Source organism: Lacunisphaera limnophila (genome assembly GCF_001746835.1).
Lineage (GTDB): Bacteria > Verrucomicrobiota > Verrucomicrobiia > Opitutales > Opitutaceae > Lacunisphaera > Lacunisphaera limnophila.
In genome coordinates, this window is the sequence record NZ_CP016094.1 from 1,639,694 (window position 1) to 1,661,121 (window position 21,428).

Sequence of the window (21,428 nt, forward strand, 5' to 3'; positions counted from 1 at the left end):
AAAGGGTCCGTTGCCGGCATTGCCCCAGGGTGTCACCAACTCGCCCCAGAAATCGATCAGTTCACCCCATTACCCCCCCGGTTGACTGTTCAGGCTCGATCCGTCGAGCCTGGATCGGAAACCCCAAGAAATAACCCTACCGGTTCTGCTTACTCGCAGGATCTCCACCGCAAAACCATGAATCCTAACACCATGTCTCGTCGTTCTGTTCGCTGGTTGGGCCGAAGTCTGATGCTCAGCGTTGGCCTGATTTCGTTGCAGGCCCAGCAAGTCAATCAGAGCAATCCTGCCGAACAGTCGGGTCCCACGCCGGCCAAACCGGTGGTCCTGGAATCCGCCAAACCCGATGAGGAAGTGCTGGTGCTCTCCCCGTTCGTTGTCGATGCCAGTCAGGATAAGGGCTATCGGGCGACCAGCACCTTGGCCGGCAGCCGCATCAACACGCAAATGAAGGATGTCGCCGCCCCGGTCACCGTGTTGACCAAAGAGTTTCTTGATGACTTGGGGGCGGTTGGAATCAACGATGTAATGAGCTATCTGGCGAACGGTGAAGGCACCGGTTCCTACACCCAGACCAATGCCGTGTTGGGAGCACCCTCAGACGAGATCGTGCAGAATCCCACGACTGCGCAACGCGTCCGCGGCCTCCAATCCGCGGACATCACCCGCGACTATTACTACAGCCTTTCCAACGGTGTCGGGTTTGATTCCTACAATCTGGATCAGGTCACATTGAGCCGCGGACCGAATTCAATCCTCGCGGGCCTGGGTTCACCGGCCGGTATCATCAACTATTCGCCGCAACAGGCGGGCCTAGGTCGGAACTCCACGGAAGTGAGCTATCGCTTCGGCAGCTGGGGTGACCAGCGCGCCACCTTGAACAGCAATCTGGTCTTGGCCGATGATAAACTGGCTGTGCGCGTTGCTGGTGCTTGGAGTGAAAAAGGCTACAAGCAGCAACCGGCGTTCAATAAAGACCAGCGGCTCTATTTCGCCGCCACTTTCAAGCCCTGGCAGAAGACCAGTGTGCGGGCTTCCTACGAACAGGTTGCCATCGACCGCAATCTGCCAAACACACTCACTCCGGAGGATGGGGTCACGCAATGGGTGAGCGAAGGTAAGCCGACGGCCTCTCCTCCGGCGACGCCCGCGTACAGTTTTCCCGCTTTTGATGGCGCTGGGCAGACGCTGATCTACAATACGGCGGGCGTGCTGGTCGGGGCCCAACCGATGAACGCCCCGAACAGCCGGACCTATGCCCAGAAAAATCTCACGGGGGTCAAAATTTGGACCCCGCTGCGCCTGAACCACAACCGCTACCTCGACTTGGAGAACCTCAACACCAACGCCCAGTTTGCGGACATCACCTACAAGACCTACACGTTCTCCATCGACCAGGAAATCCTCCCCAATCTGAATGCGAATGTAGGATACACGCGGGAAGATATTGAGCAGGAGCGTATCGTGCTCTACCGCCCGCAGTACACGATTCTCAATATCGACGTCAATACGACGACCCCGTGGGGTGCTCCGAATCCGTTCTTCGGCCAGCTCTACATGGATCAGCGCGGCTTGGACAACAAGAACACCTCGGACAACAAAAACGAAGTCATGCGCGGCACGCTGACCTATGACCTGGATCTCAACAAGCACAGCAAGTGGCTTGGGCGGTGGCGTCTGACGGGCTTTGCCGAGAGCCGGGAAACCAATTTCAATTCCTTTGGCTACACGACCAACGCCACGTTCAGTTCGGGTGCCGCGATGACCCAGCTCAATGCCAGGCACTACCTCGGTGGCTCCTTTGACAAGCCGGCGACTACGGTCCCCATCTATCATGGTCTGGTTTCGAGCGTGCCGCACGCCTACTTCGACTCGGCCACCAGCAGCTGGAAATCCGACACGCTGACCAGCAGCTATGTTCAGGGTGCCAACAACAAGCGCCTGGACAAACTGGATACTTCAGCCGTGGTGTTGCAAACTTGGCTGTGGGACGACCGCATCGTGGGTCTCTTTGGCTACCGCAAGGACAAGAATGGCTCGGCCACCCTGACCAGTCAGGGTACACCGGTCAGTGCTTCGGCTGCTTTCCCGGCCTTGACGGAACTCAGCGGCACGACCCGCTCCCTGGGTGTGGTCTACCATGCCACCAAGTGGCTGAGCTTCCACTACAACAAGTCGGATAATTTCGTGCCCAACGCCGGCTCGATCGACCTGTTGGGTAATCCCACGCCTTCGCCCACCGGCGAAGGTACCGATTACGGTGCTTCCTTCAACCTGTTCGACGACAAGCTGAACCTTAAACTCAACATTTATGAGCTGGAGTCCAAGGACGGCCCGGCTGGCAGTGACGCCTCCTTCGCGGGTTGGTGGTCGATGCCGTGGTTTGACACCGATGTCATGAAGGCCTTGGCCACCCAAGCCGGCAAACCGTACCAGCAGGGCATCCAGGCGGGATTGATCTATGGCGATCCCCGCCTAACCAATGGCTACACGGCCAACAGCATTTCCAAGGGCTTGGAATTGGAGGCAACCTACAACGTGACCAAGAACTGGCGCATCATGGGCAGCATCTCCAAGCAGGATGCCAAGCAATCCGGCGTGGCGGTTCCGCTGACCGAGTTCATCAACAAGCGCATTGAATACTATAAGGCTCAGGGGCTTTGGACCGGCGTCGTCGGGGCCGGCATCTGGGGTGCCGCCCAAACTGGCGAGCAACACTACAACCAGTGGGTGCTGCCGGGCGTCATCGCCTATCAAGCCAGCGACGGCAAGCCCTCGCAGCAGATCGCGGAATGGCACGCCAGTGGTCTCACCAACTACAGCTTCACTGAGGGCAAGCTGAAGGGCTGGGATATCGGCGGTGGCCTGCGCTACGTGGACAAGGCCGTCATCGGGAATCCCGCCTTCACGAACGCATCCGGCGCCGTTACAGGACTGGACACGGCCAATCCCTACACCGAGGACAGCTATGTGGGCGTTGATGCGTGGATCGGATATTCCACCAAGTGGCGGGAAAAATATGATGTGTCGTTCAACCTCTACGTCTACGACCTGCAGGAAAGCGGCGGCTTCCGCGCCATCGGAGCCAATTCTGATGGCACGAGGGCGGTATTCCGCATTATTCAGCCGCGTAGCTTCTACTTCACTACCAAGCTGAAATTCTGACGCCACGGGTGTGGACCAGAGGTCTGGCGAACAACCCTCTCGGTAAGACCGAGAGGGTTTGTTTTCTCCCAAAGCACCCACCAATCGATCACCCTTGTTCCTATGCCGAAACCGGCATGACGTCCTTCCCGATGGTACATCATCCTTTGAATTCCCGGCCCTTGCCCAAGCACATCGCCTATGGCGGGGACTATAATCCGGAACAGTGGGCCGAGGCGGTCTGGCAGGAGGATGTCCAGCTCATGCGCGAGGCCGGAGTGAATCTGGTGACCGTGGGCGTGTTCAGCTGGGCCAAGTTGCAACCGAGCGAGCGGCGGTTTGATTTCGGCTGGCTCGACCGGGTGTTGGACCTTCTGCATAGCAATGGGATCGGGGTTTGCCTTGCGACCGCCACAGCGTCGCCGCCGCCTTGGCTTTCGATCCAGTATCCAGAAATCCTGCCGATCCTGGCTGACGGCGTGCAACTGCAGGCGGGGGCCCGGCAGCATTACTCCCCCAGCAGCAGGATCTATCGCAAGTTTGCCCAAAGATTGGTGACACGGATGGCGCGCCGGTATCGCAAGCATCCTGCGCTGGTCACCTGGCACATCAACAATGAGTATGGCTGTCATGTGCCGGAGGGCTGCCATGGTCCGGATAGCACCCTGGCCTTCCGGGATTGGTTGCGGGCAAAATACTCCACGCTCGATGAGTTGAACGAGGCCTGGGGTACCGCCTTCTGGAGCCAGCAATACGGCCGGTGGGAAGAGGTGCTCACTCCCAGGCGAGCTCCTTATCACAGCAACCCCACCCAATGCCTGGATTTCAAGCGATTCACCAGCGACGCATTTCTTGCGCTGTATCGGATGGAATTGGGGATCCTGCGCAGAGCTACGCCGGACATTCCGGTTACGACCAACTTCATGGGCTTCTTCAAGCCGCTGGACTATCGGGCCTGGTCCCCGGAGCTCGATTACATCTCCTGGGACAGTTATCCGGATCCCGGCGACGAGGCTGCGGCGCGCCATGCAGCGGCGGCGGGGCATGACCTGATGCGGTCACTCAAACCGGATCGCCCGTTTTACCTGATGGAGCAGGCGACCTCCTATGTTAATTGGCGGCAGGTCAACCTGCCGAAGCGCCCGGGCCTGATGCGCCTGCACAGTCTGCAATCAGTCGCGCGGGGTGGCGATGGCGTCCTGTTTTTCCAGTGGCGGCAATCCAAGGCCGGCGCGGAAAAATTCCACAGCGGCATGGTGCCGCATGTGGCGATTGCCAAAAGCCGGGTCTTCGCCGAGGTGCGGTCACTCGGAGCCGAATTGAAGAAACTACAAGGCGTCACAGGATCGTTGGTCCGGAACCGCGTCGCGATCGCCTTTGACTGGCATGCGTGGTGGGCGGTGGAGCTGGAATCCAAACCCGGCCGGATTGACTATGCCGGTTGGACCAACCAGCTGCACCGGTGGTTCTACCAGCGGAACATTGGCGTGGATTTCGTCCACCCCGGCAGCGACCTGGGTTGCTATAATCTGGTGCTGGCGCCCGCGCTTTACCTGCTGTCGGCCAGTGACGCCGCCAATGTGGAAAAGCATGTGGCCGGCGGAGGCACTTTGCTCGCCACCTATTTCTCGGGCATCGTTAACGAGAGAGAGCAAGTCGTGACCGGCGGCTACCCGGCCCTGCTCAGCAAGACCCTTGGACTGTGGGTCGAGGAATGGGTCCCCTACCCGGAAGGACGGGGCAACCAGGTGCGGTTTGGGGGTCAGCGCTACCGGTGCGACCATTGGTGCGACCTCCTGCACCTTGAGGGAGCCAAGGCGCTTGCGACCTATGCCGGTGACTACTTCGCCGGGCGCGTGGCCGTCACACAGAACAAGTTTGGCCGCGGCCAGGCCTTTTATCTGGGGACACGGCTCGATGTATCGGGCTTGGACCGGTTGCTCACCCTCGTGGGACGGGCCGCGGGCGTGCAGGCGGTGTTGCCTGCTCCGCCGAACGTGGAGATCACCCTGCGCGAAGGTGCGGCGGCGCGATATTTGTTTCTGCTCAATCATGGCGACAAATCTGCCCGGATATCCCTGCAGGGTTTGCACGGACGGGAACTGCTGGAGAACCGTAAAGTGGCGGAATCACTGGTCGTGCCGCCGCTGGATGTCCGCGTGATTCAGCTGCCTAAAAAATGAATAGTCATCGGTCGCCTGTCTTCGGAAGGCGCGTTGGCGCGCTCCTTTTTACGGCGATTCTCGGCGCCTCCCAGTGTGCCCAGATTGCGACCGGCCACCCCGTGCATCGTCCCGGCCTGCCTCGCCTCGGTGCGGATCAGGTCGGGACGCCGGTAGTCCTGCCACAAGCGGTGCAGTTCGACTTCACTTCGCGGCTGACTGGGCAGGATTACCGGCTGTACGTGTCCGTTCCGCCCCGGTTGCAGCCGGGCAAGCGTTACCCGGTGCTCTACGTGCTCGATGGTTATTGGTATTTTCACGCCGCGGCCCGCAGTGTGCCGGCAGACCCGGGGGATCACCTGCAGCCGGCGATTGTCGTGGGCCTCGGCTATCCGACAGACAAGATGGACGAGCTGCTCCGCCGCCGGACTTTTGACTTGGTGCCGCCTCCTCCCCCGGGCGGTGCCATGGCTGGAGTGGAACCGGGCACGGGCGGACTGGATGATTTCATCCGCATGCTGCTCGAGGAGGTCAGGCCATTCGTGCAGGATCGCTATCCGGTTGATTCAGGCCGGCAGGCCATCTTTGGGATGTCCAATGGCGGTCTTGCGGTCTTGCGGATGCTTTTCCGTCACCCGCAGGCCTTTCAAACCTATATTGCGGCCAGCCCCGCCATCTTTCACCACAATCGGGTCATCCTGGCGGACGAGGCGAATTTCGGGGCGAAGCTACAGGCCCTGGAGACCACTTTGCGCGTGCTTATCACCACGGCCGTCGATGAGCAGTACCGGGGAACGGATCCAGTGCTGCTCGCGAATGACTGGCGCTTCGTGGACAATGCCGCCGAGCTCGCCGACCGGCTCGCCGGGCTGAATGTCGCCAAACTCAAGGTGACCTACACGAGTTTTTCGGATGAAAACCACAAATCGGTCGCGCTATCGGCATTAAGTCGGGGCCTCAGATTCGCGCTTCAGACTTCTCAGGTGAAGAGCGATGGCCCGTAAAGGCCACGGGCCGGACTAAATACAGCCACCCTGAATAGATGTGGATGGGTGGTCTGCAGCTGTCTATCCTTGGCGGAGCAAGAGTGGTGTCCGACCAAGGACAAATATCTTAACAAGTATGGCTGAGAAGTCGGCGGAACGGCTGGCGTGCCAATTTTTTCCGCTCCCGGGAAATCGAAACGCAACCAAATCTCCACGCTGGTGGCCGCGATAGGCCGTTAGTAGCCTGTATTTGGACAATAAGTTTGGCTGCGAAAAACCGTAATGATTGGCCAATGCGACATCCTTGATCGGGGTTTCACCCATCCGTAGAACCCTTAAGATTGGCCATCATTAACACGCGCGCCAATATGATTGGCCATGGTATTCTTCTTCTCGAGGGAAAGCTCAGAAACCGAATTGAATATAGGGAACTGCTTAGGCGGTTAAAGGTGTGAGTTATTCTGGGAACCGCCCGGTGCCCGTGGAATCGCGATTTATGCCTACTCAGAAAGCGCCGTTACCGAGATAAAGCTGATATCAATCAGTTCGTTTACCTGGCTGAGATAGAATTAATCCCTGATTTCCCCACGGAAGCGTACATGTGTAGTCGGATCGCCAAGTCATGCTACTGGTGCCTTCTGGCAAATAAAGGTTGTGGCTCGGCACATCATAGTTGTGCCTCAGGGATCCCCACGCCCCTCCCACGATGCCTACCCTGCATTGGATCGATTATACGATCATTGGTTCATACCTGGCCCTCTCCTTGGGCATCGGCATAGCCATGACCCGGCGGGCCGGGCGCAGCACTGAGAACTACTTTCTCGGCGGCCGCTCGATGCCCTGGTGGGTCAACGGCATCTCGCTAGCCGCCACGAGCTTTGCCTCGGACACGCCCTTGGTGGTTACCGAAATGGTGCGCGGCCGCGGCTTGCAACGGCTGTGGTGGCTGTTTGCCGGGGTGCTGGCCCTGACTGTGGCGGTTTACCTTTTTTCCCGGCTTTGGCGCCGGTTGGAAGCGATGACCGATGCGGAGTTTTGCGAGTTGCGCTACGACGGCCGGCCCGCGGCGGTTCTCCGCGGAGTTCGCGCCTTCATGAGCGGCGTGGTGGGCAATCTCATCACCATGGCCTGGGTAACCCTCGGCATGGCCAGCATCATCACGGTCATGATGCCCGTGGACAAATGGACCGCCGTCGGTCTCGCGATGGGCGTAACCCTGATTTACACGATGTTCGGCGGCTTTTTCAGCGCCGTGCTGACCGATGTGTTCCAATTCGTGATCGCCGTCGGCGCCATGCTGCTGCTGGCCGTGATGGCCGTGTGGCAGTTTGGCGGCATGGCGGCCGTGCTGGACGCCGTCCGCGCCTCGCCCGCACATGGCGAGCGAACCTTGGCCCTCTTTCCGGACTTCACCCATGGCAATCTCGATCTCGCCTGTTTCCTGATCCTGATCGGACTGTGGTGGACCGACTCCGGGGCCTATGTCACGCAACGCATGAGCGCCTGCCGCAACGAGCGGGACGCCGCGAAGGCCATGATGTTTTTCGCCCTCTGGCAGGCGATCCGCCCGTGGATGTGGGCCGTCGTGGCGCTGGTCTCGATTGCGCTGTTCCCGGTCCTGACCCCGCCGCTCAATGACACCTCGGCCTATCCGCTGGTCATGAACCATTATCTCGGGATCGGCCTGCGCGGCCTGCTGATCACCGCATTTCTCGGGGCCTTCATGTCCACCATCACCACCCAGCTCAACTGGGGGGCCTCCTACCTGATGCAGGATGGTTATTGCCGGTTTTTCCGCCCGCAGGCCCCGGAGCGCGAGCGCGTTTTGGTTTCCCGGGTGATGACCGTGGTGCTTGCCATCGCGGGCATCGGGCTCACTCCGCTGCTCACCTCCGTGACCGAGGCGTGGGAATTTCTCGCGCTGCTCATGGCGGGCGGTGGCATCATCGGCGTCTTCCGCTGGTTTTGGTGGCGGATGAACGCCTGGACCGAACTCACGGCCATGGGCTCCGGGCTGGCCTGCGCCCTGTTCAATATTGGGCTCCAGCTCATGGCCCCCCGCCTGCCCGTGTTCGGCCTCGCGTGGGCAGACTGGCGATTCGAACTGAAGCTCTTGTTGTTCACCGTGGTCGCTCTCACGGCCAGCGCGGCCGCCACCTACGCGACCCGCCCGGTCGCCATGGAAAAGCTTCGTACCTTCAACCGGAAGGTCCGGCCCGGCGGCTGGTGGGCCCCGGTGGAAAAAGGCGAGAATCTGAGCCAGTTGCCCCCGCCCGTCCTAACCCGGCGGACGGCGCTCGATGTTGTCGGCGGCATGGCCCTGTGCCTCGGCACCACGGTCGGCATCGGCTTTGCGGTGCTCCTGCGCCCCGGTCTGTCCGCCCTGGCGTTCACCGTCGCCTTGGGGGGAGCTGTGGCGGTTTATCGCTGGTTCCAACGCGACAAACTCTTCACGGATGCCCGGACCCCTTGACCGCGCCCCTTCCTTTTCGCAACGCCGACCTGCCGCTGGCCGAGCGGATCGAGGACCTGCTCGCCCGGCTCTCGCTGGCGGAGAAAATCGGGCAGTTGATGCACGACAATCCCGCGGTGCCGCGCCTGGGCTTGCCCGCCTATAACTGGTGGAACGAGGGCTGCCACGGCGTTGGGCGCAACGGCCGCGCCACCGTCTTCCCCCAGGCCATTGCCCTCGGGGCCACGTTTGATCGCGAGTTGGTCCGCCGCATCGCTGACACCATCGCCACGGAAGCGAGGGCCAAGCACCACGCGGCCGCTCGGGCGCAGGACGGCGCGACCCAACAGTATCAGGGCCTGACCTTCTGGGCGCCGAACATCAACCTCTACCGCGACCCGCGTTGGGGCCGCGGCCAGGAAACGTTTGGCGAGGACCCGGTGCTCACCGGCGAACTCGGCGCGGCTTTCGTCCAAGGCCTCCAAGGCGACCACCCCCATTACTTGAAAACTGCGGCCTGCGCCAAGCATTTGGCCGTCCACAGCGGCCCGGAATCCCAGCGCCACGGTTTCAACGCCCGGGTCAGCGACCGTGATCTGCGAGAGTCCTACCTGCCCCATTTCGAGCGACTGGTCCGGGCGGGGGTCGAGGCCGTGATGGGCGCCTATAATCGGACCAACGGCGAGCCCTGCTGCGCCAGCGCGAACCTGCAACGCATCCTGCGCGAGGAGTGGGGCTTTACCGGCCACTTTGTCTCCGACTGTGGCGCCGTGGATGACTTCCATCGCGGCCACCAAGTCACCCCCGGGCCGGTGGAGTCCGCCGCGCTCGCCCTGCACCATGGGTGCGATCTCAATTGCGGCTGCACCTACCATGACCTCGCCGAGGCGCTGCGTCGTCAGCTCGTGACCGAAGCCGAGATCGACCGCTCGCTCCGGCGCTTGCTGCGCACGAAATTTCGCCTGGGTTTGTTTGATCCGCCGGAGCGCGTTCCCGGCGCGACCACGCCCCTCGCGGTGGTGAATTCCGCGGCTCATCGCACCGTCGCCCGTCGGGCGGCGGTGAACTCCATCGTCCTGCTCAAGAACAACGGCCTGCTTCCCCTCGCTTCCTCGGTCCGCAACCTGATGGTGGTCGGTCCGGGCGCGGCCAGCGTGGATGCCCTGCTCGGCAATTATTTCGGCCTCAACCCCCAACTCGTCACCTTGGTCGAGGGTCTCACCGCACGGGCTCCCGAAGGCTGCCGGGTCGGCTACAGCCCGGGCTGCCTGCCCGACGATGCCAGCACCCCGCCGTCACCCGCAGCCATCTATGAGTGTTCCTGCGCGGATGTAACCATCGCCGTGCTCGGCACCTTGCCGGTCTACGAAGGCGAAGAAGGCGATGCTTTTGCCTCACGCGCCGCCGGTGATCGCCCGGCGATCGAGCTCAGCGAGAGCCAGCGGCTCTTCCTCGCGAAATTGCGGGCCAACCAGAAGCCCGTCGTGCTCATCCTCACGGGCGGCGGCGCCATCGCCTGTCCCGAGGCCCACGAGTGGTGCGACGCGATCCTGCACGTCTGGTATCCCGGCTGTGAAGGCGGGCATGCCGTGGCGGAGGTGCTGTTCGGGGATGCCGAGCCCGGCGGGCGCCTGCCCGTGACTGTGCCGCGCGCCACGGTGGATTTACCGCCGTTCGAAGATTACGCGATGGCCGGCCGCACCTACCGTTTCGCCACCAAGCCACCGCTCTACCCCTTCGGCTATGGCTTGGGTTACACGACCTGGGCACTGGCCGACCTCCTATGCCAGCCCGCGGCGGTCGGATCCGCTGAGCCGATTGAAGCCAGTGTGCTCATCCGCAACACCGGCACCCGCCTCGGCCGCACCGTGATCCAGTTTTATGTATCGCCTCCACCCGGCGGCGGCGGACCCGACGTGAAGCTGGTTGATTTCGCCACGCTGGAACTGGCGCCGGGCACCGTCACGCGCGTGGCCGGCCGACTGCCCGCAGCCACCTGGAGCGTGCATGGCGAAGACGGAAGGCCGCGGCATACCCCGGGTGATTGGCAAATCATCGCCGCTTTCGCCGCACCCGTGGACCGTGCCCGGGAATTGGGCGTGCCCGCCCCGCTGCGTAAACATGTAGATGTGACCTGACCGCCTGCAGGCTGCCCGACTGACGACTTGCCCCTTCACTGTTCCTCGGCGAGCGGGTCAATTAGCGGCGATCAATATCTGGCTTCTTACCGGCCCGGCCGATTCCAGATCTTCAGGTTCCGGAAACGCATCTTGGTTCCATACATGAGGCGCAGGGCCACCCGCCCCCGGTCGAGCACCGGGCCGCTGTGGGTGTCCGGATCGTCCATCATATCGAACACCCAAACCCCGTCGATCGCGCCGCGCAGACGATTGCCTTCCTGCACGAAAAGCAGGCGATGCCATTCGTTGAGCGCCAGCGGCGCCTGGGAGGACATCGCCAGCGGCCTCATCCACGGGTTTTTCACCAGGACCTGCGTGGCCAGATCGCCGCGCACATCCACGGCGTGGCGGAAATATTCCCAGTGATAGTTGCGCACGCGGTCGGCAATGATGGTGTCCATCGAGCCGCTGGTGCGCGGGAGATGATCGGCCAGAAAATCCTCGCGCTGCATGCCGCTGGCTTGAACGACGAGCAGGGCCAGCCCCGTCGTCTGCTCCGGCCGGAACTCGAATTCCACCGCGAGGTCGCCCTCGAAAACGTCGGGACTCCAGAAATACACCCGCGACTCGGTGTTGACCGCATCCGGCGTCTGCAGCAGCAGTCCTTCCGGTGTGATTTTGCGTTCCTTCAGCACGAACGGCTCCTGCATGCAGCCCTGCTGGTGCCAGCCGGTGAAGTCGCCGCTGCCTGTCAGGGCGCGATCGTAGGCGAAGTTCCATCCGGGGCCAGGCTGCCAATCCGCCGGCTGCGCGGGTTGCACGGTGAACAGGCGCCGGAGTTCGTCATTTACCGCGACACTTTTTGTCGTGGGGTCGGCGTCATACCGCCGGGCAATTTCAGCGGCGGAAATCTCCTCGGCCTCCGCCTCGAATCCGGCGAAGGCCATCGCGGTGTTGCCCAGATAGAGGGTGTCACCCGCGGGATCGCAGTGGAACGGATAACTTGTCGTGGCGCAGAGAATGCCATTCACATAAACGCGAAACCGGCTGGCGGGCTTGTCCCAGGTAAACACCAGCTGATACCACGTGCCCCGGCGCAGCGGCAGATGCTCGACCGGCACATACGGCGTCACGCCGAAGTCAGCGGCCGTGTTGCCCGCCGCGCCCTGCTTGAACTTGGCGATCATCTGCGGGTGCCACTGACTCTGCCAATACCAGGCAAAGACTGACTTGGCCGGATCGTTGCCGGGCAGGCCATCCGACAACAGGGCATAGCGCTGCCAGTGCGGATCCTTGCGCGCGACATGCTCCAAGGGCGGCGAGACGGTCAAGGTCTCCAGGGGCGATACCCATAAGGTAAACGACCCGCGCTCGCCCTGCTGCACCGCACACGGAATCTGCAGTGAAGTGGACAGGCTCAGCGGCTGATACCCGCGCCGGCCGGCGATATCCACAAACCGATAGGGCCCGGCCACCACCGCCGGGCGATTCGCGGGGGTGGACAAGAAGTCGCCGGCCAGCGGCACCGCTATCCGCTCCGCGCCCGGAGCGACCGCGGTCAGGAGAAGAGCGGCGGCAACCATCAATCGCGAATCGCGGATGAGCATGGGATCAGGACCGGGGTTCGGATGCGACGGACAAGACCGCGTTAAAGGCCGGCTTGGGCTGCAGGTTGCGATCAAAGAGCAGCGGATGATTGGTCCGGCCCTTGACCGGCCAGTTGTTCAGCCAGGATTTGCCGTCGTGCAGATTCCAAAACGTCACCCGGTCCACGAGGTCATGATGCTTGCGCAGCAGGGCGAACAGCCGCGCATATTGTTCGGCCTGCCGCTGAAGCAACTCCGGCGGGGCCACCGACCAGCCGAGATTGGTCGTGGTCGGTTCCTCTTTTTGGGCGGTGTCGGCACCCCACACACTGCGCTCCACCAGGTCGAGATCCAACTCGGTGATCATGACCTTGACCCCGAGCGCACGGAACGCGGTGAGCGACCGGTCAATGTCGTCGTAGGGAATGCGATCGAGCTGCAGATGCAGCTGCATCCCGATGCCGTCCACCCGGAGGCCGCGGGCCTGGAGGTCCCTGATCAGGCGGAGGGTTTTCTCGCGCTTGTGGGGATACTCGTTGCCGTAGTCGTTGAAATAGAGCTCGGCGTCGGGATCGGCCTCATGGGCAAACTCAAAGGCTTTCGCGATGTAGTCGTCGCCCACCAGCTGCTGCCACTTGTTGGGGCGAAGATATTCCTCCGGCTTGTCCGAAAGGCCCTCGTTGACCACGTCCCAGCCCTTGATCCGGCCCTTGAAATGTCCGACGACTGCGTGGATGTGCGCGCGCAGGCGCTTGAGCAGCAACTCGCGTGCGGCCGGCTTGTCGCCGTCGAGAAAGAACCAGTCGGGAGTGCTCTGGTGCCACGCCAAAGTATGGCCGATGACCGGCAGATTGTGCTGCTGGGCGAACGCGACCAGCGCGTCCCCCTCATCAAACGTGAACACCCCTTCCTGCGGCTGGACCCGGGCAGGCTTGAGGTTGTTTTCCGAGGTGATGACGCTGAACTCCCGGTGAATGAGGGCCCGTTCCGCCTCGTTGAAACTGCTCATGCTGCCCAGCGCGACCCCGACGGCAAAATCCGCCCGGAACGCGTCCTTAAGGGTGACCGGTTCGGCGGCGAAACCCGGTAGGGCCAGGGCCAGGACGAGGAGACAGGTCGGGAATGATCGATGATCAGGATTCATGTTGGTTGAGGTTAGGCTGCGGGCACGCAGAGGTTGTCGGTTCAGCGAGCAAGTTTCAGAGGGCGGCGGCTTCGCGCCAGGCTTGGGCCATGAGCTGGTGGCCCAAGGGCGAGGGATGCACACCATCGGCGGCCAGCTCGGCCGCGGAATAGCGCTGCCGGGCCACCTCAAACATTGCCTGGTAAGGCACAAAGGCGGCGCCAAATTCCTGCGCCAGTTGCCGCACCACTCCGGCCCGCTCGTGCAGCTCAGCTAGCCAGGCGTCCTTGAATTCACCGCCGGGCAGCGCGAACGGTTCCCCGAGCACCAACCGAACTCCGGGGCGGACGTGGCGGGTCTCCACTAGAATCCGGCGGTAATGTTCGGCATACCGGACCACCGGGATGCCGTTGCCATTCAGATGCTGATGCCAGGTATCGTTCACCCCGACCAAAATGCTGACCAGGTCCGGCTGGAGCGCCAGGGCGTCCGGGGCCCAGCGCGCCTGCAGGTCGCTGCTGCGGTCGCCGCTGATGCCCCGATTGAGAAACCGCCAGCCGGCGCCGGGATTTTCCGCCAGCAGATCCCCGGCCAGGCGCCCGACATAGCCGGCCCCGAGGGCCGCCGGATCGTTGGGGCCGGGACGCGTGCGGTCGCGCAGGCAGTCGGTGATGGAATCGCCTTGGAACAGCAGCACGGCGCCGCGGGGCATTGGACTGGGTCGTTTCGGAGCCGAGACAACGGTCATGGCGGGAGAGAAGGCTTATTTTGGGGCTGCCAGAGGGACTGGAAATAGCGGCCGGATTCACTGAGGGAGCCATCGGGCCGGATCAGCCAGAAGCCGCGCAGGTGCTGCGGGTCGGTGATGGGCGGCGCCGGGTGCGGGGCGGTGCGCGGGTCAGGTTCGTTGCAGTAGAGCTGCCACTGCGAAATATAGAGCACCCGCGCCGCCAGCGCCGCGCCGAGCAATTCGTCCCAGCGCTCGGTGATTCTCTCCGGGTGAACGTTCTCCGGGATGCCGATTTCCCCGAGATAGACCGCCCCGGGGCCGAAAAGCGCACCCGTGCGCGCAAAGCGCCGGATGGTCTCGATCGCGCGGACCAGCGTGGGGCCATCCTGCATGGCATCGTAGCAGCTGTAGGAAACCAGGTCGACCTCGACGAGCGGCAGGACGTGCTCCGTCAAGGTCGGAATGCCTTTCCAGGCGTCAGCGACCCGGTTGACCTCGACCGCATGCACCACCCGCAGCACAGAGCCGGCCGGGGCCGCGGCGCGCGCCCGGTTCACGCCCTCTTGGCGGGCGGCGAGCCGGCGCGCGTAACGCGTGCAGCGGACCTGCCAATCGGGCGGTGGTGTGTCCCAGAGCACGCCGGTCCCACGCAGCTGCCAGTCTCCTTCCCAGTTCTGCAGGATGATCGTCAGGGGCCGGTCGCCGTGCGTCGCATAGAGATAGTGGACCAGTTCCTCCCACTCGGCGGTGATGTGCGCATAGAACTCCGGAGGTTGCTCCGCATTCCAGCCGCGTTCGCCGGGGCTGTGGGCGTTCAGCATCAAGGTCGTGAACGGCAGCCGGAACACGGTTTGCCAATAGGGACTGGCCGCGAGGTCCCGCAGCGTCTTCATCGCCGGCCAGTCGCTGTTCCAGGCATTGTCACGCGCGGCGCGCCCGGGCTCGAACCAGAACTTCCCCACCCGCGTCCCCAGTTCGAGCATCTTCTCCGCCCCTTCGATCAGGTTGGGTTTTGTGGTCAGGAAATACTGCCCGTGCACCAAGGTCGTGCCGATCATATCGCGATACTGCTCGCGCCGCTCGGGGTGGCGCGAAGGGCTGGCGCTGGTATCCCGCCCGGCTTCCGGCTGTTCCGCCGCGGCCAGGCGGGCGGCCAGGGCCAGGGCCGGCAAGGTGCGCAGGAATTCCCGGCGGGATTGGGGCGAAAAAGCAGGGGACGTCATGCTAACTCCGTCCCAAGGTTGCCGGGCTTTGTGCCCGTGATGCGGACAAACGGTGTGGCGCCCGGGTTGCGGCGGAAGCCCGCGGGCCCGTGAGGCAAAGCAGCGCGGCTGGGTTGAGCGGGTTCATGGTGTGATGGATTCGGTGGCAGCGAGCCCCGCGCGGAGTTCTGCCAGCATTTTGGTCGTCTCGATGGAGGGGTCGTAGCCCGGACGCCCCATGGCCAGCGTCTCGATCGGCACATAACCGCGGTAGCCGGACCGGCGGATGATGCCGACGAGTTTGGTCATGTCGGTCTTGGGTGTATGGGTCGCGCTGCCGGTCGTCTCCTTGATCTGCCAGTTGACCGCGTAGGGGGCAACCAGGGCGATATCGGCATAGGGATCAGCGGTCAGATATTTGCCGGTGTCGACGAGCGCGGCGCAGGCTTCGTGGTCCACGCGCTGCAGCAGGCTGAGGTGCTGCGCGCCGGTGTTGATGAAATCCCCGTGATTCTGCACGGCGATGATTACGCCATATTTTTTGGCGTGCTCGGCGCATTCGCGCAACGCATCGGCCAGCCAGTTTTCGACCGTCTCCCGCGGGGCGTTCTGAGCCGCCTGTTGCCAGTTTTTGAAGGGCGACTGGGAATCGGCGAAGGCGCGTACTGTGGGGGCGCCCAGTTTCGCGGCAACTTCGATCCAGGTCTTGAGGCGGGCCACCCCCTCGGCGCGGATGGCCGGATCGGCGGCGACGAAATCATTGCGCACGCCGGTGCCACTGATCCCCAGGCCCAGATTGAAGGCATGCCGTTTGAGCCGATATAGGTAGCTGTCCTCCGGCGCCAGGGGATAGCCCGGAAAGAAATAGCCGGTGAGGTCTACGGCATCGAAGCCGGTTTTGGCACAGAAATCACAGACGCCGAAAAGATCGATGCCCTGGGTCGGGTCCTTTGCGTTGGCGTTCAGCAGTTCGAGGAACGAAAAGGCATTGAGCGAGGTGCGCAGGTGCGAGCCGCCGACCCGGCGGGGCCGGGTGAAGGCCGCAAAGGCGGGCGATACGCCGCCGGCAACAAACAGGGGCAGGAGTGCGGCTTGCGTGAGAAACGTGCGCCGCGTGGACGAGGTGTTCATGAAGATCGTTTTCGAAGTGAAGCTCCGGCTCTGTCGCCCAAACCAAAGCCGAGGGAAGACTGGGGTGGCCCGGCTGGCGCCCGGAAAGGTAACGGCCGGCTCCGGGCCTGCGCGAGGCCACGCGCACTGTTACCGATTACCCGGAAGAGTGGCATCATGGGTCAGGCGTGATCCCGGAACTGGAGGGCGTGAAGATGGGCATATAGGCCGCCGCGTTGCTGCAACTCCTCATGGCTCCCCTGCTCGACCAGCCGGCCAGCGTCGAGCACGAGAATCTGATCCGCATGCCGCACCGTGGCCAGGCGGTGGGCGATGCTGAAAACGGTGCGCCCCCGGGCGATCTCCCGCATGGACGCCTGAATGAGCTGTTCGGATGCCGCATCGAGGGCACTGGTGGCCTCGTCGAAGATCAAAATACGCGGATTGGTCAGCAGCGCGCGGGCAATCGCGATGCGCTGGCGCTGACCGCCCGAGAGCTGCGCACCGCGTTCGCCCACGACGGTGCTATAGCCGTCGCCCAGTTGCAAAATGAAGTCATGCGCGTTCGCGATCTTGGCCGCCGCCACGATCTCCTCGCGCGTCGCGGCGGGGCGGCCATAGCGCAGGTTGTCCTCGATGGTGCCGGAAAACAGAATGCTCTCCTGCGGGACGAGGGCGATGTGCCGGCGCAGCGAGGCCAGAGAAACGTCCCGGAGATCGTGGCCATCAAGCAGCACGCGGCCGGCGGTGGGCTCATAAAACCGGGCGAGGAGTCCCACCAGCGTGGATTTACCCGATCCACTGGGGCCCACGATGGCTACCGCTTGGCCGGGCGGGACGGTGAATGTCACCTCGCTGAGCGTCGCGGGCCGGCCATTGCGCGAACGGGGATCGTAGTTAAAGTCAACCCCCTCGAACCGGACCTCGCCCTTGATCTGGTCCAGCGACTGCGCCCCGGGTGCATCCATGACATCCGGGGTCAGGTCCAGCAGTTTGAATACATTTTCCATGCCCGTGAAGGCGCGATGAAAAATCCCGGCCATGTCCACAAAGCGGACGATGGGAGGAAACACGAGCGCCAGGTAAGCGTTGAAGGCGACCAGCGTCCCCACCGCCATTCGCTCCTGCAAAACCAGCCAGCCGCCGTAACCAAGCACGATGGCTCCGCCCACGGCGGCCAGGGTTTCGGCGACGACGGAGAGCAGGGTGTTGCGCATGACCACGCGGGAATAGTTGAAGTAGTCCTCATTAATGCCGCTCGCGAAGGCCGATACTTCGTCGGCCTCGCGGCCAAACGCCTTGATCACGCGCGGATTCGCCACCTTCTCATGAAGGAAGCCCACGACGATGTCCCAATGCTGGCGGTGAGTCCGACTCTCCCCTTGCATCTTCTGCCGGTGGTGCAGGTAGTTGAACAAAAACAAGGGCAGCACCAGACAGGCCGCGAGCGCCAGCTGCCACTCGATCAAAAACAGAAAACCCAGCACTGCCACCACCATCACCGTGTCCGCGATCAGGTTGATCAGAATGCCATTGGTCAGGTTGTAGAGTTCGCCCGTGTCCTGGCAGATACGTGAGACGGTCTCGCCGGTCTGGGCGGAATCGTAATAGCGCAGCGAGACGGTTTGCAGGTGGGCGAAGAGCCGGATACGCAAATCGCACACGAGCCGCATCGTGACTTTTTGCAGCAGGCGGTTCCGGAACAGGGTGAGCAGCCCACGTGTGGTGAGCAGGAGCAGCGATACGCCCACCAGCACTAGCAGCAACTTAACGTCTTGGTGGGGCAGGGCTTCATCGAGCAGCAGCTTGAACAACCAGGGCGTCGGCAGTGCCAAGGCAGTCGCCAGCACCATCAACGCGGCCCCGAGACCCAGCCGGCCGGCAAAAGGTCGACAGAGGGCCAGGGTGCGGACGATCGTGCCGCGACGGTCGGAAGAATTCATCAAGGGAAAGGCCGGGGCTTCGCGCCGTTCACGCCGACGCACTGATGTCTTTCAGGTCCGCGCGGGCGGATTCGTAGCTGGTGGCGTAGGCTAGCGCCGCCGGATCGGGGGTGCGACCCTGCAACCGACACCATTCGGCATAAAGGGCGGGCCACCAGTTCTCGTGTGAGGTCAGGCCACGATCGCGATAGCTGCGCCAGTCGATCAGCACGCGCGACCAGCAGGCATCCCCGTATTCCACCGCCTGCTTGGCGTCACCGATCGCCTTGACATACCAGTCGCGTCCGATGCGGGCGTGCAGCACCTCGTCGGCCCAGTCGTAATCCTGGATCAGGGCGGAAAAGGCATCGCCCGACGCCTGGCCGACCTCCCATTCGAAGCGCTTGCCGGTCTTGGGCATCAGGCCCTGCTCGATAAAATAGAGCACGGCGTGACGCTCCAAGGGCTGCAGCTGGGTATTAAGGGCGAGCGACCAGGTGAAATTCACCCGGACCAGTTTCCGCCAGTCGAGCCCGGCCCGCAGGAAGCCGATCTCGCCCATCATGGCATGGCGGGCCTCATCCCAGAGCTGGCGGGTCAGATCGACGGTATACTCCCACGGCTTGCCCTTGGTCTCACCGATGATCGACGCCATCATCTCCGGCACATCGATCTCCCGGAGCCGCTTGTAATACATCATGAGCGGCTTGGCCTCCACCGGCATCGCCAGATCGTAGAGGAAAACCTCGGCATGTACGCCCATGTTGTAGGGATCGGAAAAACGCTCGTCGCGCTGCGGCACATAGTCAGGAAGGCGCGGGAGGGCGGAAAACTGGCGCTGCACCACCCCCGGCACCTCGGGCTGACTGCCGTCTAGCCCACCGGCCTGCGCCAGCAGTTCCTCGAGCAATGCGACCCATGGCTTCAGGGCGGCGAGCCCGGCGGCCGGCAGCATGGCCGGCACAGCCTGGGCACCATAGGCAATCATCTCGTCGACCTCAATCAGAGCAAAGCGGCACAGCCGGAATGAGGGATGGTCGACCAGGCGGTTGGTTTCTGCCAAGTGGCGCTGCAGGGCGACACGCAAGGCGGGTAACGCCTGCTCATATAGGCCGACCAGCAGCGCTCCGGTATTCGGGGCCGCCAGAATCTCATCGAAGAACGCCTCCAAGGCCGGGTGCGGCACGACATCAAGCCCCAGCGGCGGCTCGCGCATCTCCCCCACCCGCTGGCGCCAGGCCGCGGCATGTTCGGCGCAGTAATGGGCGTGCAGGCTGAAACCCATCTTGAGCTCGTAGACGGGCTCCGCCGCCAGCCGCTGGATGAAGATGCCGTGCAGCCGCCGGAAGGCCCAGTGGTGGCGCTTGAGCCGGGCCACGCAATCGTCGATCGACAGCCCGAGCTGCATGGCCTCGGCGAACGAGGCAATACCGGCCACCGGGGGGAGGTTGTTAAACGAACGGTAGTCGGTGATATTCATCGGAGGCGGCAGGTTAGACTATTCCGGGGCCACATAACCAGCCTGTCCGCCGAGCTGTTGCCAGCGGCGGTGGACGAAAAGCCCCAGCCCGATCGAGATGACCGCGAGGAGGCTACCGGCAAGGAAGGTGTAGCGATAATCGCTTCCCAGCCGGTCGAGCGCCGCCCCCAGCACGGGACCGAGGACCATGTTCATAAAGGCTGCGATCAGTCCCGCGGCCGCGGCAAACTGCGCAAACTTCAGCTTGGGGAAAAGCATCTGCGCAATCGCCGCCGTGCCGGTGAAAAACGTGCCCGAGAGGATGCCGTGGGCGAGAAAGACCAGGCCGAATGACTTGGGATCATGCATCCACTGGAACCCGGCCAGCATGACGATCGCGTAGAGCAGCAGCGCCCCCAGCCCGACGCGCAGCGGATGAAACCGGTCCGCCAGCCAGCCGAGCGGAAAGGCCAGGCAAAAGGAGCAAATGAAAGTCACCACGAGGTATTTGCCGTAGGTTTCCATCGTCAGCCCGTAGCTTTTCGCCGCGTAGATGGCGAACAGGTTGACCGGCACGAAGACCGTGTTCGCCAGTCCGATGAAAATGAAGACCCAGAGGTAATACGGCTTGGAGAAACAATCGCGAAAGTAGTCCCCTATCGCGCCCAAGACAGGATTGGTCCGCGCAGCCGCGGCCGGCGGCGGATAATCGCCCTCCTTCACCCGCAAGCACATCACGGTGAATCCGACCCCGTAGATGAGGCCGATGCTGGCCAGAATGATCGAGTAGTTTTCCTCCGCGTGGCCGATGATCTTGTAGTTGAAAAGAATTCCCGCCCCCAGGCCCACGGCGCGAAACAGGCCGTAGAAGCGGCCCAGCCATTCCCGCGGCACCACATCGTTGATCAGGCCATTGAACACCGCGTTTGAGATGACCACGCCGATTTCGAACACCATCCAGAACAGGCCCATGGTTAGCAGTATCGTATGGTTGACCGTGGCGGGATTGCCGCCGAACCACTGGTGGAGCGCCGCGCCCAGCCGCGGACTGAACGCGAGTCCGATCATGGCCAGGGTGACAAACGGGGTGGGCAGCAGCAAAAAGGGGATCCGTCGTCCCCGACGGCTGCGGTGGCGGTCGCTCCAGTAGCTCACCGTCGGGCCGGCGATCAGGATGACCGTCCAGGGAATGGTGAGCAGGAAGATGCCGGTGACCAGGTCCGACGCCTCGTATTTCTTGAGCATCAGCTGCGTCACCGGCGCCGCAGACCGCTCTCGCATCATGTAGGCGAAATCGCCGAAGAGGAGCCAGACAAAGAGCAGCGCGAGGCCGCCGGCCGAGTAGGTCAGGGTACCAACCGACCAGATTTTTTTGCCGCCGGCAAGGGAGACGGGGGGCGGGTTGGGGGATGAAGGGGTAAGCATATCAAAC

The 21,428-nt window shown here is 63.0% G+C and carries 13 protein-coding genes and 1 pseudogene; 5 read left to right on the forward strand and 9 right to left on the reverse strand.

All coding sequences use genetic code 11. From position 1 onward, the window contains the following. The first annotated feature begins 177 nt into the window (after positions 1 to 177). The 5 genes from Verru16B_RS06825 to Verru16B_RS06845 all read left to right on the forward strand — a co-directional run bounded on the left by Verru16B_RS06825 (position 178) and on the right by Verru16B_RS06845 (position 10,882). A complete protein-coding gene (locus Verru16B_RS06825) occupies positions 178 to 3,165 on the forward strand; it encodes a TonB-dependent siderophore receptor (RefSeq protein ID WP_157772293.1) in 2,988 nt (995 codons plus the stop codon). Positions 3,166 to 3,326: 161 nt separating this feature from the next. Next, positions 3,327 to 5,327, forward strand: coding sequence for a beta-galactosidase (locus tag Verru16B_RS06830; protein ID WP_218918821.1), 2,001 nt, complete (start codon positions 3,327 to 3,329; stop codon positions 5,325 to 5,327). A 101-nt stretch (positions 5,328 to 5,428) separates the two neighbouring features. Beyond that, positions 5,429 to 6,310, forward strand: coding sequence for an alpha/beta hydrolase (locus Verru16B_RS06835; RefSeq protein ID WP_157772295.1), 882 nt, complete (start codon positions 5,429 to 5,431; stop codon positions 6,308 to 6,310). A gap of 688 nt (positions 6,311 to 6,998) precedes the next feature. Next, positions 6,999 to 8,765 (forward strand): sodium:solute symporter family protein, encoded by a 1,767-nt coding sequence (locus Verru16B_RS06840; RefSeq protein ID WP_069961579.1) that lies wholly within the window; start codon positions 6,999 to 7,001, stop codon positions 8,763 to 8,765. Next, positions 8,762 to 10,882 carry a glycoside hydrolase family 3 C-terminal domain-containing protein gene (locus Verru16B_RS06845; protein WP_069961580.1) on the forward strand — a complete coding sequence of 707 codons (2,121 nt, stop codon included), beginning with the start codon at positions 8,762 to 8,764 and terminating at the stop codon, positions 10,880 to 10,882. The genes Verru16B_RS06840 and Verru16B_RS06845 overlap by 4 nt, the downstream gene beginning before the upstream one ends. Before the next feature lie 86 nt (positions 10,883 to 10,968). Here Verru16B_RS06845 and Verru16B_RS06850 read toward each other — a convergent pair whose 3' ends face one another. The 9 genes and pseudogenes from Verru16B_RS06850 to Verru16B_RS06885 form a co-directional block, all read right to left on the reverse strand. Next, positions 10,969 to 12,471: a DUF1961 family protein gene (locus Verru16B_RS06850; RefSeq protein WP_069961581.1), complete on the reverse strand. Its 1,503-nt coding sequence runs from the start codon at positions 12,469 to 12,471 to the stop codon at positions 10,969 to 10,971. Between the two features lie 4 nt (positions 12,472 to 12,475). After that, entirely contained in the window at positions 12,476 to 13,594 is a 1,119-nt protein-coding gene (locus Verru16B_RS06855; protein WP_069961582.1) for an endo-1,4-beta-xylanase, read from the reverse strand. A gap of 55 nt (positions 13,595 to 13,649) precedes the next feature. Then, positions 13,650 to 14,321, reverse strand: a complete 672-nt coding sequence (locus Verru16B_RS06860; RefSeq protein WP_069961583.1) for an SGNH/GDSL hydrolase family protein — start codon at positions 14,319 to 14,321, stop codon at positions 13,650 to 13,652. After that, positions 14,318 to 15,526 (reverse strand): hypothetical protein, encoded by a 1,209-nt coding sequence (locus Verru16B_RS06865; protein ID WP_069961584.1) that lies wholly within the window; start codon positions 15,524 to 15,526, stop codon positions 14,318 to 14,320. The genes Verru16B_RS06860 and Verru16B_RS06865 overlap by 4 nt, the downstream gene beginning before the upstream one ends. A 123-nt stretch (positions 15,527 to 15,649) precedes the next feature. Continuing rightward, positions 15,650 to 16,636 carry a sugar phosphate isomerase/epimerase family protein gene (locus Verru16B_RS06870; protein ID WP_083270166.1) on the reverse strand — a complete coding sequence of 329 codons (987 nt, stop codon included), beginning with the start codon at positions 16,634 to 16,636 and terminating at the stop codon, positions 15,650 to 15,652. 161 nt (positions 16,637 to 16,797) lie between these two features. Continuing rightward, a complete protein-coding gene (locus Verru16B_RS19265; RefSeq protein ID WP_425483042.1) occupies positions 16,798 to 17,658 on the reverse strand; it encodes an ABC transporter ATP-binding protein in 861 nt (286 codons plus the stop codon). Between the two features lie 36 nt (positions 17,659 to 17,694). Continuing rightward, positions 17,695 to 18,558 (reverse strand): annotated as a pseudogene (locus Verru16B_RS19270) (ABC transporter transmembrane domain-containing protein); the annotation flags it as partial. A 28-nt stretch (positions 18,559 to 18,586) separates the two neighbouring features. Next, complete coding sequence (locus Verru16B_RS06880; protein ID WP_069961586.1) at positions 18,587 to 20,017, reverse strand: hypothetical protein; 1,431 nt, start codon at positions 20,015 to 20,017, stop codon at positions 18,587 to 18,589. Positions 20,018 to 20,035: 18 nt separating this feature from the next. Further along, positions 20,036 to 21,421, reverse strand: coding sequence for an MFS transporter (locus Verru16B_RS06885; protein ID WP_069961587.1), 1,386 nt, complete (start codon positions 21,419 to 21,421; stop codon positions 20,036 to 20,038). Positions 21,422 to 21,428 lie beyond the last annotated feature (7 nt).